A 15,589-nucleotide genomic window follows, 5' to 3' on the forward strand; every position below is an offset into this window, starting at 1 on the left:
CCCGCGGACTGCCCGGAAGCCTTCCGTCCGCTCCGACCGGACCGATGCTCAACCGCAACGGCTTGGCCGGAACCGTCAATGCCTGGATATCCTCCTAACTCTTACGGGGGCGTGCGGCCGGACGGCCTGGGCCCCGACGACAGATGTGAGTCGATGGGGCTGGAGCATGATCGAGGCAGTCGGCCTGACCAAGCGCTACGGCGCGAAGACGGCCGTGCACAACCTTTCCTTCCAGGTGCGGCCGGGCGCCGTCACCGGATTCCTCGGTCCCAACGGGTCGGGCAAGTCCACCACCATGCGCATGATCCTGGGCCTGGATCAGCCGACCTCCGGCCATGTGACGATCGGCGGCCACCCCTTCCGCAGCCTGCCGAACGCGCCGCGCCAGGTGGGTGCGCTGCTGGACGCGAAGGCGGTGCACGGCGGGCGCAGCGCCCGTAACCACCTCCTCTCGCTCGCCCAGCTCGCCGGGATCCCGGCCGCCCGGGTCGACGAGGTGCTCGGCGTCGTCGGCCTCCAGGACGTCGCCCGGAAGCGGTCCAAGGGGTTCTCGCTCGGCATGGGCCAGCGGCTCGGCATCGCGGCGGCGCTGCTCGGCGACCCGCAGGTGCTGCTCTTCGACGAACCGGTCAACGGCCTGGACCCCGAGGGCATCCTCTGGGTCCGCAATCTGATGAAGATGCTGGCGTCCGAGGGGCGTACGGTCTTCGTCTCCAGCCACCTGATGAGCGAGATGGCGCTCACCGCCGACCATCTGATCGTGATCGGCCGGGGCCAGCTGCTCTCCGACATGAGCATCAAGGACTTCATCTCGGCCAACTCGGCCGACTTCGCCCGGGTGCGGGTCGCGGACGGCCTCGCGGAGCGGCGCGAGAAGCTGACGGCCTCGCTCACCGAGGCGGGCGGACAGGTCATGTCCGAGCCGGACGGGGCGCTGCGCGTCACCGGGCTGCCGCTGCCGCGGATCAGCGATGCGGCGCACGAGGCGGACGTCCGGCTGTGGGAGCTCTCGCCGCACCAGGCCTCGCTGGAGGAGGCGTACATGCGGATGACCCAGGGCGCCGTGGACTACCGCTCGACGGCGGACCAGAAGGCGGGTCTGCAGCAGCCGGTCCCCGACGGGTACGCGCAGCAGGGGTACGCGCCACAGCCACCGGAGATGCCGCAGCAGAACTGGTACGCCCCGCCGCCGCCCGGACAGAACCCGTACGCGGCGGCCCCGGCCGCCCCGGCACCGGCCACCCCGGACCTGACCAAGCGCGAGACCAGCGAGGACGCCCGATGACAACGCCGCCGACCCCGCAGGCGCCGTACCAGCAGCAGGTCCCGGCCCCGCCGCACAGCCCGTCGGCCGCACCGGCCGGTATGTACACCTCACCGATCCCGGTGCGCCGGGCCACGCTCGGCGATGCGATCGCCTCCGAGTGGACCAAGATCCGCTCGGTGCGCTCCACGATGTGGACGCTCGGCGTCATGATCGTGCTGCTGGTCGGGATCGGGCTGCTCGCCGCGGTCGCGGTCAACGCCTCCGGGGCCGGTCTCGACTCGACGCCGGTGCTCAGCTTCGGCTTCTTCGGGGTGCTGCTGGGCTCGATCTGCGTCATCACGCTCGGCGTGATGACCATCGCGTCGGAGTACGGCACGGGCATGATCCGCACGACGCTCACCGCCTGCCCCAGCCGGGCCCGGGTGCTGAGCGCGAAGGCCATCGTCTTCTTCCTGCTCACCTTCGTGATCACGACCGTGACGACCGCGCTGGTCGCGGTGTTGCAGACGGCGATCATCGACAGCGCACCGCCCTCCGGCGGCGACTGGCTGCGCGCGACGGTCGGCGTCGGCCTCTACATCGCGACGCTGGGGCTGCTCTCGCTCGCGGTCGGCGCTCTCATCCGGCACTCCGCCGGTGCGATCACGATCATGATCGGCGTGGTGCTGCTGCCGCTCGTGATGGCCATGTTCATGTTCGCGGAGTCCCTCTCCGGCCTGCGGATGAAGCTCTTCGAGTACTCGATCCCCAACCAGCTCAGCGCGTTCTACTCCACCTCGGTCGCCGAATCGGGGCCGTCCGGCTGGGACCCGCTGTGGATCATGCTCGGGGTCACGGCCGTGGCGCTGCTCGGGGCGTTCGCCGCTCTGGACCGCCGGGACGTGTAGGGCCCGCCCCGAAGGGCTCAGTAGCGAGGCGCGTTCCTGGACCGCTGCACCTGTGTGGTGCGGCGGTCCTTCGCGTTCCAGCACGCCTTGTGCCAGTGCCTGCGGTCGTCGATCCCGCCGTACTCGGACCAGGCCACCAGGTGCGGGACGCCGGACGGGATCTCCTGGTCGCAGCCGGGGCAGCGGTACCGTTTGCCCGCCGCGCTCGCGCCGCTGACCGGGCGGACCGACCACTGCTCGCCCTGCCACTCCTCGGCACGTCCGCCGCCGCCGTACCGGCCCAGCGGCTCCGCTGTGCTGTCGTGGGGACTCTCGCCGCCTCGGGGGCGGTTGCGGCGCGGGGACACGTGACACCTCACGGGGCAGGCTGGGCAGTTCCCGTCCAGCGTAGGGCCATTCGGCCGAACCGGTCGTCCAGAGCCTCCTGGGGCGGTGTCACGGGAGCTCCAGGGAGGGGTGAGTTACCGGAAAATCGCAACAACCTGCCGGTGGACCGTGCCTTTGGCACGTGTCAGACGTTGTTGCTCAATAGGGGAGAGCCGCGTCGGCCGCAAGGAGGCAATTGGCGATGCGTGTGGGAACGTTCGTACTGGCAGCCCAGTTTCCGGGGCAGGGGCCGGGTGAAGCGCTGCATCGCGCTGTCCGGTCCACCGAGGTCGCGGAGGAATCCGGCCTCGACTCGGTCTGGCTGGCAGAGCATCATTTCGTGCCGTACGGGGTCTGCCCGTCCGCCGTCACGCTGGCCGCGCTGCTGCTCGGCCGCACCCGCAGGATCCGGGTGGGCACGGCGGTGAGCGTGCTGTCGACCCAGCATCCGGTGGCGCTCGGCGAACAGGCCGCGCTGCTCCATCTCACCAGCGGCGGCCGGTTCACACTCGGCGTCGGCCGGGGAGGCCCCTGGGTGGATCTGGAGGTGTTCGGCGGGGGCCTGGAGGCGTACGAGAAGGGCTTCCCGGAATCCCTGGAGCTGCTGCTCGACTGGCTGGGCAGGCCGAAGGTGGCCGGGCGCGGCGAGCGGTACGGCTTCCGCGAGGTCACCGTGGTCCCCCGGGCCGACGAGCTGCTCACCGAGGACGGCGGCGAGAGCCCCGGCGGCCCCGAGGTGGTCGTCGCGTGCACCTCTCCGAAGACGGTGAGGCTCGCCGCGGAGAAGGGCCTGCCGATGCTGCTCGGGATGCACTGCGGGGACCAGGAGAAGGCCGACATGGTCGCCCTGTGGTGCTCCACCGCGCTCGCCGCGGGCCGCTCGCCCGAGAGCGTCCGCGAGGCCGGACACGTGTCCGCGGGGGTGGCCCAGATCGCCGACCGTCCCCAGGAGGCGGTGGAGACGCTGGTGAAGGCGATGCCGGGCTGGCTGCGGCAGGGCCTGGAGGCCCATGTCACGGTCGACGGCCGGCACCGGGTGATGCGCGATCCGGTCGCGTACACGGAGCTGCTGTGCGGTCTTCATCCGGTGGGCCCGCCCCGGCTCGCCGCCGACCGGCTCGCCGCCACCGCCGAGCGGACGGGCATCACCCGCTTCGCGCTCCTGGTGGAGGGGTCGGGAGATCTGGCGGCCACGGAGGAGAACGTAGCGCGGCTGGGCACCGAAGTGCTCCCGCTGCTCACCTGACAGGTCGTCGGAGGTACGGGGGCTGCCGCTCCGGAGCGAGTCGCACGGTCTCGGCCCGGAACGGCAGCAAGCGTTTAGCAGTCCCGCAGTTCGGGCGACTGGTTGAGCAACTGGCCCCTCACCGAGGTGAAGCGGGCCAGACGCTCGTCGACCGACGGGTCCAGCGGGAACACCGCGACGCGGTGGCAGTTCTGGAATGCCAGGCGCACCCCGAAGTGCCGCTGGAGCGCGCCGCGGATCGCATCACTCGCGAGCGCGCGCAGCAGCTGACCACGTGCCTGCTCGTCCGGCGGGGGCGTCTGGTTGTCGGCGAACTCTCCACCGTCCACCTTCAGCTGAGCCACCAGAGAGCTGATCATCTCCCATGCGTAGGGCAGGGAGGTCCGGACGCAGTCGACGAAGTCGGCTTCGTCGACCTCGCCTCGCTCGGCCTGTTCCAACAGCGCCGGTGAGACGTCGAGCGACATGGGTTCTCCTCTCGCGACCCCGACGCCGGGCCGGGGCCTTACGGGCAGGGAAGGAGGACGGCGACGCAGCGTACACAGACGGCGACCTCCTGCTTACACCGTAAGGGTGCGGTCCGGGCCGCACCAGGAGATTGGGAACACAACCGGCCAATAACGAAGGGGCGCAAAGAGGGGCAAGCCCCGACTGCGCCCCTTGGACGAAAGCGGGGTGACGGGAGTGGCAGGGGGAGAATCGCGTGGAACACCCCTCGTCGAGTAGCGTTGCCGACCATGCGTCTCGTCATCGCCCGCTGCTCCGTGGACTACGCCGGCCGGCTCACGGCCCACCTGCCCTCCGCTCCCCGTCTGATCCTGGTGAAGGCGGACGGGAGCGTGTCGATCCACGCCGACGACAGGGCGTACAAACCTCTCAACTGGATGTCACCGCCCTGCACTCTGAAGGAGGGCACCGGCGACACCGCGGACGTCTGGACCGTGGTGAACAAAGCGGGCGAGAAACTCATCATCACGATGGAGGAAATCCTCCACGACTCGTCCCACGAGCTGGGCGTCGACCCGGGTCTGATCAAGGACGGCGTCGAAGCGCACCTGCAGGAACTGCTCGCCGACCGGATCGAGATCCTCGGCGAGGGCTACACCCTGATCCGCCGCGAGTACTTCACCGCCATCGGGCCGGTCGACATCCTGTGCCGGGACGCCGACGGCCAGACCGTCGCCGTGGAGCTGAAGCGGCGCGGCGACATCGACGGCGTGGAGCAGCTGACCCGCTATCTGGAGCTGCTCAACCGCGATCCGCACCTCGCCCCGGTGAAGGGCGTCTTCGCGGCCCAGGAGATCAAGCCCCAGGCCCGGGTGCTGGCGACGGACCGCGGGATCGGCTGTGTCGTGCTCGACTACGACGCGATGCGCGGCATCGAGGACGACAAGCTCCGGCTGTTCTGACCCGCCCCGCTGCCCCTGCTCCTGCTTCCTTTCCGGTCCCCGACGCCGGACGTGCCCGTCACGTCCGGCGTTCGTCGGTTCCGGGGCGGTTCAGGCGATGGCCGGACCGCTGTCCGCGCTCGCCGCCGACGACGAGGAGGGGCCGCTCGCCGAGTCGGAGGTGTCGGGCGAGGACGGCTCGGGTTCGGTGGCCGTGTCCGTCGGGCTCGGGGACTCGGTCTCCGTCGGGCTGGCGGTCGGGCTGGAGGTCTTCGTCGGCTTGGGCGACTTCGTCGTGGTGGGCGGCGTGGTCGGCTTGTGCGACGGCGGCCTGCTGCTGGACGACGTGTCCGAGGACGGGCTGCCGCTCGGTTCCGTCGGGCCCGTGGACGGTGTGCCGCTGCCGCTCGGCGTGATCTCGCTGCCCGACGGACCGGGCGTCGCCGGACTGCCGCTGGAAGCCGGGTCGGTGGACGTCGAACCGTCCGCCGGGCCGTCGGCCGGCAGTTCGTCCTCGCCGCCGTCCTGGCTCTGCGACTGTTCGGTCGTGACGTCCTGGTTCCCCTGGACGTCGTCGTCGCCGGAGGTCAGCCCCAGCCCGACCACCGTGCCGAGCACACCGGTCAGGAGGACGCCCGCGGCCGTCGCGACCAGATTGCGCCGGGCCCCGGCGAGCAGCCCGAAGCGGCCTCCCCGCGCGCCCCCGGCAGCCTTGGGCGCGCTCTGCCGCGAGATCACCGCGGTGGCACCCTCGTACGGCCTCGGCGGCGTCTGCGTCATGGACGGCCTCGTACCGGCGGGCGGCGTCGCAGGCTCCTCGGCCCGCGAAACCGGCAGCTCGTCCCCGGGCGGGGTGAGGACGATGGGCAGCGGGCCGCCGGAACGGTCCGCGACCAGGGCGAGCGCGCGCCGCCCGGCCACCGCCCCGGACTTGTCGGCGAGCGCCCCGCGCATGCCGATCGAGGTCTCCAGCTCGGCCCTGGCCCGGTCCGGATTTCCGGCCAGGAGCGCGAGTACGCCCAACTCGTGGTGGAAGTAGGCCTCTTCGGCGATCTCCCCGGCGATCCGGGCCGCCTCCTGGCCGATCCGCAACGCCTTCTCCCAGGCTCCCCAGTGCAGGCCCGCCGCGAAGGCCGGGGTGGCACTGCGGGCCAGCAGCACGGCCACGCTGGTCTGCCCCGCCCCGTCGCCGGGCACCAGCTGCGCCATCGCCGCGATGACGGCGTCGCCCTCGGCCGTCACCCGCTCGGGGGTGACCGAGGGGTGACCGGCCCACCAGGCGTAGTGCTGGGCCGCGGTACGGGCCCGCTCGGTGGCGTCCTCGCCGTATCCGGCGGCCTCCAGCTGGGTGACGACACCGGCGGCGAGCCGGTAGCGCGAACCGGCCGGGGAGAGCAGCCCGCAGCCGGCCAGTTCGCCGAGTGCGGCGTCCGCGTGGGTGTCCCCGATGAGCGCCGGCAGATGCGCCTGGTGCGGCACCTCGCCGCCCAGGGCCACCGCGAAGCGCAGGGTGTCGCGGGCGGGCCCGCTCAGCCGCGAGGCGAGCAGCGCGGCGGGCGCCGCCCCCTCCCCGAGGCTGGGCAGCGGTATGTGGACCCCGTCGACGGCCTGGTCGTGCCCGAAGGGGGCGTCCGCGGGCAGGCCGTCGCGGCCGCCGTACTCGCCGTACGCCTCGGGGTCGGTGCGCAGCAGATCGCGCTGGCGCAGCAGGGCGGCCGCCTGGACGAAGCGCAGCGGCAGCCCCTCGGACTCGAACCAGAGGTCTCCCGCCCAGTTCGCCTCCTCGTCGGTGAGCGGGCGCTCGACGGCCCGCTCCAGCAGGTCGACCGCGGCGCTGCGGCCGAGGCCCGCGAGGAAGACCTCTTCGAGGTGCGAGTCCGTGGTGGGCGCGGCGACGTCCGGAACCGTCGCGAACAGGAAGGCGCACTCCGGTGTCGCGTCGAGCAGTTCCTCCAGCGCGGCCCCGCCGAACTCCAGGTCGTCGAGCAGCACGACGGCGCCGATGCCCCGGACCCGTTCGAGCAGCCGGTCACGGTCGGGGCGGTGCAGCGGCGCGTCGTGGACGGCCTCGAAGAGCCCGTACAGCAGGTCGGTGGCGCTCCGCTTGTAGCCGCTGAGCCGTACGACTCCGTCCGGTGCGAGGTCCGCGCAGTCGGCCGCGACGGCGTCGAGCAGTGCCGTACGGCCCGATCCGGCGGGTCCGGTGAGCCGCACCGAGCGGCCCTGGGCCAGCAGGCGCACCAGCCGTTCGCGCTCCTGCGCGCGCTCCAGGAGCGGCAGTTGGGGGGCGGGCGGGCCGGGTGGTACGGGCGGCGCGGTGGCGCGTTCGCGGTCGGCGCGGCCGGTCGCGGTGCGCCGGGCGGGCGGGCCGGGTTGCTCCCCCGGCGGGCACAGCTCGACCTCGCTGCCGTCGATCGGGTTGACGGTGAGGAGGTAGTCGCCCGCTATGAGCCGGACGACGCGTGCCTGCGGCGTCGGCTGGCCGGGCTCCGGGGTCAGCTGGTCACGGGCCGGCCGTCTGCGGCCGGGCCCCTCGCCGAAGCCGCCGTTGTCCCGGCCGTACTCTTCCGGTCCCCGGTGTGTCGGGTCCATCGCCAAAGCCCCCAGACGCGTCGCGCACGATTGCCCCTCCGGCCTCGCACGCCCCGCTGTCGCTTCCGGTCCGGTGTCCGCCCGGTGGGTTCGTCAATCGGCGGACGGGCGAACCCTAGACCGTCGCGCCGGGTCCCCGCACAGTCGGGGGGTCACGCCGCCCGAAGCGCACATTCTCGCGCGGATTGTGCGCTTTTGGCCCCGCCGGACGACCAGGGCGCGCACCCCGGCGTACGCCGCTACACGCGCGGCAGCGAGTCCGCGGCGATTCCGCCTTCGATGGCCAGGATGCGGTGCAGCCGGGTCGCCACCAGCAGGCGCTGCATCTGCGGCGGCACGCCGCGGAGCACCAGCCGCCGCCCGGCCCGTCCGGCCCGGCGGTGTGCGCCCATGATGACGCCGAGTCCGGTGGCGTCCCAGGAATCCAGCTCGGTCAGGTCGAGCACCAGGTCGCCGACGCCGTCGTCGAGGGCCGAGTGCAGGGCCGTACGGGCGTCCGCCGCGCTTCGGACGTCGAGGCGGCCCCCGACGACCAGCTCGGCGTGGTCGCCCCTGATGTGCATATGCGCTCCCCTGGAATGCTCCGTGGCAAAGTTCGTCTGTCTGTTCTGTCTCTCCCACAACTGACTGCGGCAGCGACAGGGAAGTTGCCGTCTGTAAGCGAACCGATACCGAATTCACCCCGTGGAGTGACCGAGGCACGGCGGGGGCCCGCTCGGACCCGCTGATTCCGGGAGACTCCCCCGGATCTCCGGGCCTGACCGACGGCAGATCAGGCAACCGGAGACCGAAAACGATCAGTACGTGTAGAAGCCCTGCCCGCTCTTGCGGCCGATGTCACCTGCATCCACCATCCGGCGCATCAGCTCCGGCGCGGCGAACTTCTCGTCCTGCGACTCGGTGTAGATGTTGCTCGTGGCGTGCAGCAGGATGTCGACGCCGGTCAGGTCCGCCGTGGCGAGCGGGCCCATGGCGTGGCCGAAGCCCAGCTTGCAGGCGATGTCGATGTCCTCGGCCGAGGCGACGCCCGACTCGTACAGCTTGGCGGCCTCGACGACGAGCGCCGAGATCAGCCGGGTCGTGACGAAGCCGGCGACGTCGCGGTTGACGACGATGCAGGTCTTGCCGACGGACTCGGCGAACTCCCGCGCGGTGGCGAGGGTTTCGTCGCTGGTCTTGTAGCCCCGTACGAGTTCGCAGAGCTGCATCATCGGGACCGGCGAGAAGAAGTGCACACCGACGACGCGCTCGGGGCGCTCCGTCACGGCCGCGATCTTGGTGATCGGGATGGCGGAGGTGTTGGAGGCGAGCACCGTGTCGTCCCGGACGATCTTGTCGAGCGCCCGGAAGATCTCGTGCTTGACCTCCAGCTTCTCGAAGACGGCCTCGACGACGACATCCGCGTCGGCGACCGCGTCGAGGTCGGTGGTGGTCGTGATGCGGGCGAGCGCGGCCTCGGCGTCGGCGGCGTCCAGCTTGCCCTTGGAGACGAACTTGTCGTACGACGCCTTGATGCCGTCACGTCCACGGGCCAGGGCCTCGTCGGTGACATCGCGCAGCACCACGTCCCAGCCCGCCTGGGCGGAGACCTGCGCGATGCCGGACCCCATGAGTCCGGCTCCGATGACGGCAAGCTTCCTGGCCACGTCTGCACCCCTTGGTTTCTGCCCGCCTCTGCAGTTGGTCCCTGCACGGCCGGGTCTCGACGGTTCTTCACATGCTCTCCGGCGGAGATTAGTACCGTTGGGGGGCCCTGGGGCCGTGAAGAGATGCGCGTCACGTCTCACATGACGGACATCACACCGGGACCCCTCATTCAGCGGCGCGCCGGGCGTAGTTGAGGACCTTTTCGCCGAGCAGGTCCTCGATGTCGTCGAGCAGGACGAGCGCGTCCCGGGACACCTCGCCCGCCTTGCGGCCGGCCACCATCTCGCGGCCGATGTACGCCATGAGCGTGCTGTGCACCCAGGAGAGCTGACCCGCCGCCAGGACCGGTGCCGGGTCCCCGGGCTCCGTCCCGCACTCCTCCTGGAGCGTCGTCTCCAGATGCTGAAGGGCCTCCTGCTGCACGTGCCAGAGGCGGGCCTTGAGGCCGTCCGCGCCCTCGATGACCCGCATGAAGCGCTCGTAACCGTTTCTAGCCAGTGCACATGAGTGGGTCCTGGACCCACCGATGTGTGCTGGGCGTATCCCGAACGGTGTTGGATGCGCTGGGTCGCCGCTTTCTCGTCCCGTTCGGCGGCACGCCTCTTGGGGCGTGGTCCGTGGCGGGTGGGCGGGTTCCGTCACGTCCCCGGGTGCCTGGTCCGGCCTGGGCGGTCCGATGCCCCGCACGATCACTCCGGTCGTGTGGGGGCGGTGGCGTCCGACGCCGGATCGGGTGTCCGAGGGCGCGCACACGCGTCTTCCGGCGGGCGGGTGCCTGACTGAGGGCTGTCCCGTGATCCCTGGCGGGCGTGCGACGACAGCCTCGGCACCTCGCCGCGTTGTCGGAACGCCCGAATACACCCAGTATTCGGGCGTCCCTCCGCCTTGCGATGCACCGCGTCTGACGCCGCACGCTGACCCACCAGGGATCACGGGACAGCCCTTAGGCTGACCGCATGGTCAATCTGACACGTATCTACACGCGCACCGGCGACCAGGGCACCACCGCCCTCGGCGACATGAGCCGGACCGCCAAGACCGATCTGCGGATCTCCGCGTACGCCGACGCCAATGAGGCCAATGCCGTCATCGGTACCGCGATCGCGCTCGGGCAGCTCCCCGAGGACGTCGTGAAGGTCCTCGTCCGTGTGCAGAACGACCTGTTCGACGTGGGCGCGGACCTGTCGACCCCGGTCGTCGAGGACCCGGCGCTTCTAAAGAAAATGGTCCCGCCGCTGCGGGTGGAGCAGAGTTACGTCGACAAGCTGGAGGCGGACTGCGACCACTTCCTAGAGCAGCTGGAGAAGCTGCGCAGCTTCATCCTGCCGGGCGGCACCCCCGGGGCGGCGCTGCTGCACCAGGCGTGCACGGTGGTCCGGCGCGCGGAGCGGTCCACCTGGGCGGCGCTGGAGGTGCACGGCGAGGTGATGAACGCGCTGACCGCGACGTATCTCAACCGGCTCTCCGACCTGCTGTTCATCCTCGCCAGGACGGCGAACAAGGAGGTCGGCGACGTGCTGTGGGTGCCGGGCGGCGAGCGGTAGCCGTCCCGGTCCGCGGACCGGGACGGGCCGGGGTCACCTCGACGGCCCCGGCGCCGTCTTCGGCGCCGTCTTCGGGAACAGCGTGTAGCTCCCCGCGATGACCACGTTGAGCCCGATCACGAACAGCATCTTCTGCTGCCACGCCTGCAACGACGACACGTCGCCGTCCCCGCCCACGTACCAGACGGCCGCCTGGAGCAGCGCCAGCGCGGTCACCGCCGCGACCGTCCAGCGCGCCGCGACCTTCCACTCGTGCACCGCGCGCGCCATGCCGTACTTCGGCGGCTTCACCGGCGGCGGGCCGCCCGCGAAGCGGTGCGCGACCCGGGCGTCGACCCAGCGGATCGTGGAGTGGCCGAGCCCCACCGTGAAGCCGATGTAGACCGCGGCGAGCCCGTGCTTCCAGTCGGGCTGAGCCCCGTTCTTCAGGTCGATGGCGGTCACCACCAGCAGTACGACCTCCAGCAGCGGCTCGCACAGCAGCACGGCCGCACCCAGCCTCGGTTTCTTCGCCAGGTACCGCAGCGCGAGCCCCGCGGCCAGCAGCACCCAGAAGGCGACTTCGCAGAGCACGATCAGTGTGACGATCACGGCCCTCTCCTTTCCGTCTCCCCCAGCCTCCCGGCCGCCCGGCCCGGATTCGTCGTCTGCGATGACGAACCACGACTGCATCCTTCGATGTACTGGCACCTCGCCCCTGGTACGGAGGTCCGGGCGCGGGCCGCCGTGTTGGATGGGAGGGTGCTCTCGCTTCCCCGGCCGCACCGCCACGACGTGCTCCTGGCGGTCATCGGCCTCTTCGGCGGCCTCGTCCTGTGGACGCTCGGCCTGAACATCCAGGGCGACCGGACCTTCGTCGCCCCGTGGGTGTCCCTGCTGCCGCTCGCCGTCGTGTCGGCGCTCGAACTGGTCCGCCGGACCGCCCCGCAGACCGCCCTGGTCATCGGCACGCTCGCACTGGTCGCGGATCAGTTCACGGTCGGGAACCTGGCGACGGTGCTGATGTTCACGGACCTGATGTACGCGGCCGTGCTGTACGGGAAGCCGTCCGCCGCCCGCCGCATCCCGGTGACCACGTTCCTGATCACGATCGCGGTCACCATCGGGTTCCTGGCCTGGTTCCGCGACGCCCAGGCACTGCTCATCGGCGTCGTCACCGCCATGGTCTCGTTCCTGCCCGCCATCACCGGGGTCAGCGTCCGCAACCACCGCGACGCCGCCGAGACGGCCCGGCTGCACGCCGAACAGACCGCGCTGCTGGCCGAGATGGACCGGGCCCAGGCGGTGACCGCCGAGCGCACCCGAATGGCCCGCGAACTCCACGACATGGTGGCCAACCACCTGTCCGCGATCGCCATCCACTCCACCGCCGCGCTCTCCATCGACGACCCGGCCACCTCCCGCGACGCGCTGGGGGTGATCCGGGAGAACAGCGTCGACGGGCTCGCCGAGATGCGGAGGCTGATCGGGCTGCTGCGTACCGGCGGCGGCACCCTGGAACCGTCCGCCTCGCCCACCCTCGCCTCGCTGGACGCCCTGCTGGAGCAGACCCGTACGAACGCCGCGTCGAGCGGCCTGACCTGTACGTTCGAGGACGAGCGGGGCGAGGGCGGCGCTCTGCCCACGCCGGTCGAGCTGGCCGCGTACCGGATCGTCCAGGAGTCCCTGACGAACGCGCTCAAGCATGCCGCGCCCGGCCCGGTCACGGTGCGGCTCGGGCAGTCCGGGCAGCTGCTCACGGTGGAGGTCAGCAGTGTGTTCGGGGACCGTCCCGGGCCGCGCGCACCCGGCTCGGGGGCCGGTCTGGTGGGGATGCGGGAGCGGGTGGCGCTGCTGGGCGGCGCGATCGAGGCCGGTCCGTCAACCACCGGCGACGGTACGAAGATCTGGCGGGTACGGGCCGAACTGCCCGTGGAGGAAGGGGCGTCGAGGACATGACGATCCGGGTTGTGGTCGCCGAGGACCAGTCGGCCGTCCGGGCGGGGCTGGTGCTGATTCTGCGCAGCGCCCCCGACATCGAGGTCGTGGGCGAGGCCGGGGACGGCGAGGAGGCGGTGCGCCTGGCCCGCGAGCTGCGGCCGGACCTGGTGCTGATGGATATTCAGATGCCGCGGCTGGACGGGGTGTCGGCGACCGGGCAGGTGGTGGCCGAACGGCTCGCGGACGTGCTGGTGCTGACCACGTTCGATCTGGACGAGTACGTCTTCGGGGCGCTGCGGGCGGGGGCCGCGGGCTTCCTGCTGAAGAACACCGACGCGCGCGATCTGCTCGACGCCGTACGGACGGTGGCACGCGGCGAGGGGCTGATCGCCCCGGCCGTGACGCGCAGGCTGATCGCCGAGTTCGCCGGGGCTTCTCCCGTACGGCCGGCGAACGCGCCCGACCCCGCGGTGCTGGACGCGCTCACCCGGCGGGAGCGGGAGGTTCTGGGCTGCCTCGGCGAGGGCCTGTCGAACGCCGAGATCGCGGTCCGGCTCTCCGTGGCGGAGGCGACGGTGAAGACCCATGTGAGCAGGCTGCTGGGCAAGCTGGAACTGCGCAGCCGGGTCCAGGCGGCGGTGCTCGCACAGGAATTGGGAGTCTGAAGGTTTAGTCGCGAACTTTGGTCCAGACCTCTTGACGATTGGTCCAGACCTTCCTAATCTCACCGAACACACTGCGGTGAGCACGCCATGACAAGGCGGGCTCAGGGCGGCGCAGGGTTTGCAGTCCACGGACCACCCCCGATTGTCCGGACCTCACCCGAGGAGCACCGTTGAGCACTGAAACCCCCCTACGCCGGACCCGATTCAGACTCGGGACCGGAAGAGCCACCAGATCCAGAGCAGTCGCCGGTGTCACCGCGCTGCTGCTTCCACTCGCCGCGATGGTCGGCCTGGCCTCCCCCGCCGAGGCCGCCACCTCGGCGACCGCCTCCTTCGTCAAGAAGTCCGACTGGGGCAGCGGCTTCGAGGGCCAGTGGACAGTGAAGAACACCGGCACCACCGCCCTGTCCTCCTGGACCATCGAGTGGGACTTCCCCTCCGGCACCGCGGTCGGCTCCGCCTGGGACGCCACCGTCACCAGCTCCGGAACCCACTGGACCGCGAAGAACCTCGGCTGGAACGGTTCGGTAGCCCCCGGCGCCTCCGTCAGCTTCGGCTTCAACGGCACCGGCCCCGGCGCCCCCACCGGCTGCAAGCTGAACGGCGCCTCCTGCGACGGCGGCAGCGTCCCCGGCGACAACGCCCCCTCGGCACCGGGCACCCCCACCGCGAGCGCCGTCACCGACACCTCGGCCAAGCTGAGCTGGTCCGCCGCGACCGACGACAACGGCATCAAGAACTACGACGTGCTGCGGGACGGCACGGTCGTCTCGACCGTCACCGGCACGACGTACACGGACTCCGGCCTCAAGGCCGGCACCGACTACTCGTACACCGTGCGGGCCCGTGACACCGCCGACCAGACCGGTCCGGTCAGCGGTGCGGTGAAGGTCCACACCACCGGTGGCGGCGGCAACCCCGACCCCGGCACCGGCGGCAAGGTCAACCTCGGTTACTTCACCGACTGGGGCGTCTACGGCCGGAACTACCACGTCAAGAACCTGGACACCTCGGGTTCCGCCGCGAAGATCACGCACATCAACTACGCCTTCGGCAACGTCCAGGGCGGCAAGTGCACGATCGGTGACTCCTACGCCGACTACGACATGGCGTACACCGCCGACAAGTCCGTCGACGGCGTCGCCGACACCTGGGACCAGCCGCTGCGCGGCAGCTTCAACCAGCTGCGCAAGCTCAAGGCGAAGTACCCGCACATCAAGGTGCTGTGGTCCTTCGGCGGCTGGACCTGGTCCGGTGGCTTCGGCGAGGCCGCGAAGAACCCGGCCGCGTTCGCCGACTCCTGCTACAAGCTGGTGGAGGACCCCCGCTGGGCCGATGTCTTCGACGGCATCGACATCGACTGGGAGTACCCCAACGCCTGCGGTCTGACCTGTGACACCAGCGGCCCGGCCGCGCTGAAGGGCCTCACCACCGCGCTGCGCTCGAAGTTCGGCAGCAACAACCTGGTGACGGCCGCCATCACCGCCGACGGATCCGAGGGCGGCAAGATCGACGCCGCCGACTACGCCGGCGCCGCCCAGTCCCTGGACTGGTACAACGTGATGACGTACGACTTCTTCGGCGCCTGGGCGGCCAAGGGCCCGACCGCCCCGCACTCCCCGCTCACCTCGTACAACGGCATCCCGCAGGCCGGCTTCAACTCCGCCGACGCCATCGCCAAGCTGAAGGCCCAGGGCGTCCCCGCGTCCAAGCTGCTCCTCGGCATCGGCTTCTACGGCCGCGGCTGGACCGGCGTCACCCAGGACGCACCCGGCTCCACCGCCACCGGCGCCGCACCCGGCACCTACGAGGCGGGCATCGAGGACTACAAGGTCCTCAAGAACAGCTGCCCGGCCACCGGCACCGTCGCCGGCACCGCGTACGCCCACTGCGGCACCAACTGGTGGAGCTACGACACCCCGGCCACCATCACGTCCAAGATGAGCTGGGCGAAGAGCCAGGGCCTGGGAGGCGCGTTCTTCTGGGAGTTCAGCGGCGACACCGCCAACGGTGAACTCGTCGGCGCCATCAACAGCGGTCTGAAGTAGCCCTCACGGTCTGAGGCAA

14 protein-coding genes and 1 pseudogene are annotated in these 15,589 nt (G+C 71.2%); 8 read left to right on the forward strand and 7 right to left on the reverse strand.

Annotated elements, in window-relative coordinates:
- Nucleotides 1-166: 166 nt before the first annotated feature.
- Complete coding sequence (locus tag OG842_RS12365; RefSeq protein WP_266729660.1) at nt 167-1,285, forward strand: ABC transporter ATP-binding protein; 1,119 nt, start codon at nt 167-169, stop codon at nt 1,283-1,285.
- Nucleotides 1,282-2,154 carry an ABC transporter permease subunit gene (locus tag OG842_RS12370; protein WP_266729661.1) on the forward strand — a complete coding sequence of 291 codons (873 nt, stop codon included), beginning with the start codon at nt 1,282-1,284 and terminating at the stop codon, nt 2,152-2,154. Before OG842_RS12365 ends, OG842_RS12370 begins: the two co-directional genes overlap by 4 nt.
- 17 nt (nt 2,155-2,171) lie before the next feature.
- On the opposite strand, the gene OG842_RS12375 is transcribed toward OG842_RS12370, so the two are convergent.
- Entirely contained in the window at nt 2,172-2,501 is a 330-nt protein-coding gene (locus OG842_RS12375; protein WP_266729662.1) for an ATP/GTP-binding protein, read from the reverse strand.
- A 221-nt stretch (nt 2,502-2,722) separates the two neighbouring features.
- Between OG842_RS12375 and OG842_RS12380 the strand changes: the two genes are divergently transcribed.
- Nucleotides 2,723-3,766, forward strand: a complete 1,044-nt coding sequence (locus tag OG842_RS12380; RefSeq protein WP_266729663.1) for an LLM class flavin-dependent oxidoreductase — start codon at nt 2,723-2,725, stop codon at nt 3,764-3,766.
- A 74-nt stretch (nt 3,767-3,840) separates the two neighbouring features.
- On the opposite strand, the gene OG842_RS12385 is transcribed toward OG842_RS12380, so the two are convergent.
- Nucleotides 3,841-4,233, reverse strand: coding sequence for an SCO5389 family protein (locus tag OG842_RS12385; RefSeq protein ID WP_124716348.1), 393 nt, complete (start codon nt 4,231-4,233; stop codon nt 3,841-3,843).
- Nucleotides 4,234-4,503: 270 nt separating this feature from the next.
- Here OG842_RS12385 and nucS point away from each other — a divergent pair, with 270 nt between their 5' ends.
- Nucleotides 4,504-5,175 carry an endonuclease NucS gene (gene nucS, locus OG842_RS12390; protein WP_259931854.1) on the forward strand — a complete coding sequence of 224 codons (672 nt, stop codon included), beginning with the start codon at nt 4,504-4,506 and terminating at the stop codon, nt 5,173-5,175.
- Nucleotides 5,176-5,265: 90 nt separating this feature from the next.
- Here nucS and OG842_RS12395 read toward each other — a convergent pair whose 3' ends face one another.
- The 4 genes and pseudogenes from OG842_RS12395 to OG842_RS12410 all read right to left on the reverse strand — a co-directional run.
- Nucleotides 5,266-7,746, reverse strand: coding sequence for an ATP-binding protein (locus OG842_RS12395; RefSeq protein WP_266729664.1), 2,481 nt, complete (start codon nt 7,744-7,746; stop codon nt 5,266-5,268).
- Between the two features lie 239 nt (nt 7,747-7,985).
- Nucleotides 7,986-8,309, reverse strand: coding sequence for an STAS domain-containing protein (locus OG842_RS12400; protein ID WP_072486732.1), 324 nt, complete (start codon nt 8,307-8,309; stop codon nt 7,986-7,988).
- Between the two features lie 234 nt (nt 8,310-8,543).
- Complete coding sequence (locus OG842_RS12405; RefSeq protein ID WP_072486731.1) at nt 8,544-9,392, reverse strand: 3-hydroxyacyl-CoA dehydrogenase family protein; 849 nt, start codon at nt 9,390-9,392, stop codon at nt 8,544-8,546.
- A gap of 166 nt (nt 9,393-9,558) precedes the next feature.
- Nucleotides 9,559-9,879 (reverse strand): annotated as a pseudogene (locus OG842_RS12410) (TetR/AcrR family transcriptional regulator); the annotation flags it as partial.
- Between the two features lie 470 nt (nt 9,880-10,349).
- On the opposite strand from OG842_RS12410, the gene OG842_RS12415 reads away from it, so the two are divergent.
- Nucleotides 10,350-10,937, forward strand: a complete 588-nt coding sequence (locus OG842_RS12415) for a cob(I)yrinic acid a,c-diamide adenosyltransferase (protein WP_266729665.1) — start codon at nt 10,350-10,352, stop codon at nt 10,935-10,937.
- Between the two features lie 33 nt (nt 10,938-10,970).
- On the opposite strand, the gene OG842_RS12420 is transcribed toward OG842_RS12415, so the two are convergent.
- Entirely contained in the window at nt 10,971-11,528 is a 558-nt protein-coding gene (locus tag OG842_RS12420; RefSeq protein ID WP_266729666.1) for a hypothetical protein, read from the reverse strand.
- 150 nt (nt 11,529-11,678) lie between these two features.
- Here OG842_RS12420 and OG842_RS12425 point away from each other — a divergent pair, with 150 nt between their 5' ends.
- The 3 genes from OG842_RS12425 (at nt 11,679) to OG842_RS12435 (ending at nt 15,570) form a co-directional block, all read left to right on the forward strand.
- A complete protein-coding gene (locus tag OG842_RS12425) occupies nt 11,679-12,875 on the forward strand; it encodes a sensor histidine kinase (protein ID WP_266729667.1) in 1,197 nt (398 codons plus the stop codon).
- Complete coding sequence (locus tag OG842_RS12430) at nt 12,872-13,522, forward strand: response regulator (protein WP_266729668.1); 651 nt, start codon at nt 12,872-12,874, stop codon at nt 13,520-13,522. The genes OG842_RS12425 and OG842_RS12430 overlap by 4 nt, the downstream gene beginning before the upstream one ends.
- 170 nt (nt 13,523-13,692) lie before the next feature.
- Nucleotides 13,693-15,570: a glycoside hydrolase family 18 chitinase gene (locus tag OG842_RS12435; protein ID WP_266729669.1), complete on the forward strand. Its 1,878-nt coding sequence runs from the start codon at nt 13,693-13,695 to the stop codon at nt 15,568-15,570.
- Nucleotides 15,571-15,589: the final 19 nt, after the last annotated feature.

The organism is Streptomyces sp. NBC_00376 (assembly GCF_036077095.1).
Taxonomy (GTDB): domain Bacteria; phylum Actinomycetota; class Actinomycetes; order Streptomycetales; family Streptomycetaceae; genus Streptomyces.

Coding starts and splice junctions, on each gene's coding strand:
- nucS (WP_259931854.1), top strand. CDS start 4,504: ATGCGTCTCGTCATCGCCCGCTGCTCCGTGGACTACGCCGGCCGGCTC.
- OG842_RS12415 (WP_266729665.1), top strand. CDS start 10,350: ATGGTCAATCTGACACGTATCTACACGCGCACCGGCGACCAGGGCACC.
- OG842_RS12400 (WP_072486732.1), bottom strand. CDS start 8,309: ATGCACATCAGGGGCGACCACGCCGAGCTGGTCGTCGGGGGCCGCCTC.
- OG842_RS12395 (WP_266729664.1), bottom strand. CDS start 7,746: ATGGACCCGACACACCGGGGACCGGAAGAGTACGGCCGGGACAACGGC.
- OG842_RS12385 (WP_124716348.1), bottom strand. CDS start 4,233: ATGTCGCTCGACGTCTCACCGGCGCTGTTGGAACAGGCCGAGCGAGGC.
- OG842_RS12370 (WP_266729661.1), top strand. CDS start 1,282: ATGACAACGCCGCCGACCCCGCAGGCGCCGTACCAGCAGCAGGTCCCG.
- OG842_RS12365 (WP_266729660.1), top strand. CDS start 167: ATGATCGAGGCAGTCGGCCTGACCAAGCGCTACGGCGCGAAGACGGCC.
- OG842_RS12380 (WP_266729663.1), top strand. CDS start 2,723: ATGCGTGTGGGAACGTTCGTACTGGCAGCCCAGTTTCCGGGGCAGGGG.
- OG842_RS12430 (WP_266729668.1), top strand. CDS start 12,872: ATGACGATCCGGGTTGTGGTCGCCGAGGACCAGTCGGCCGTCCGGGCG.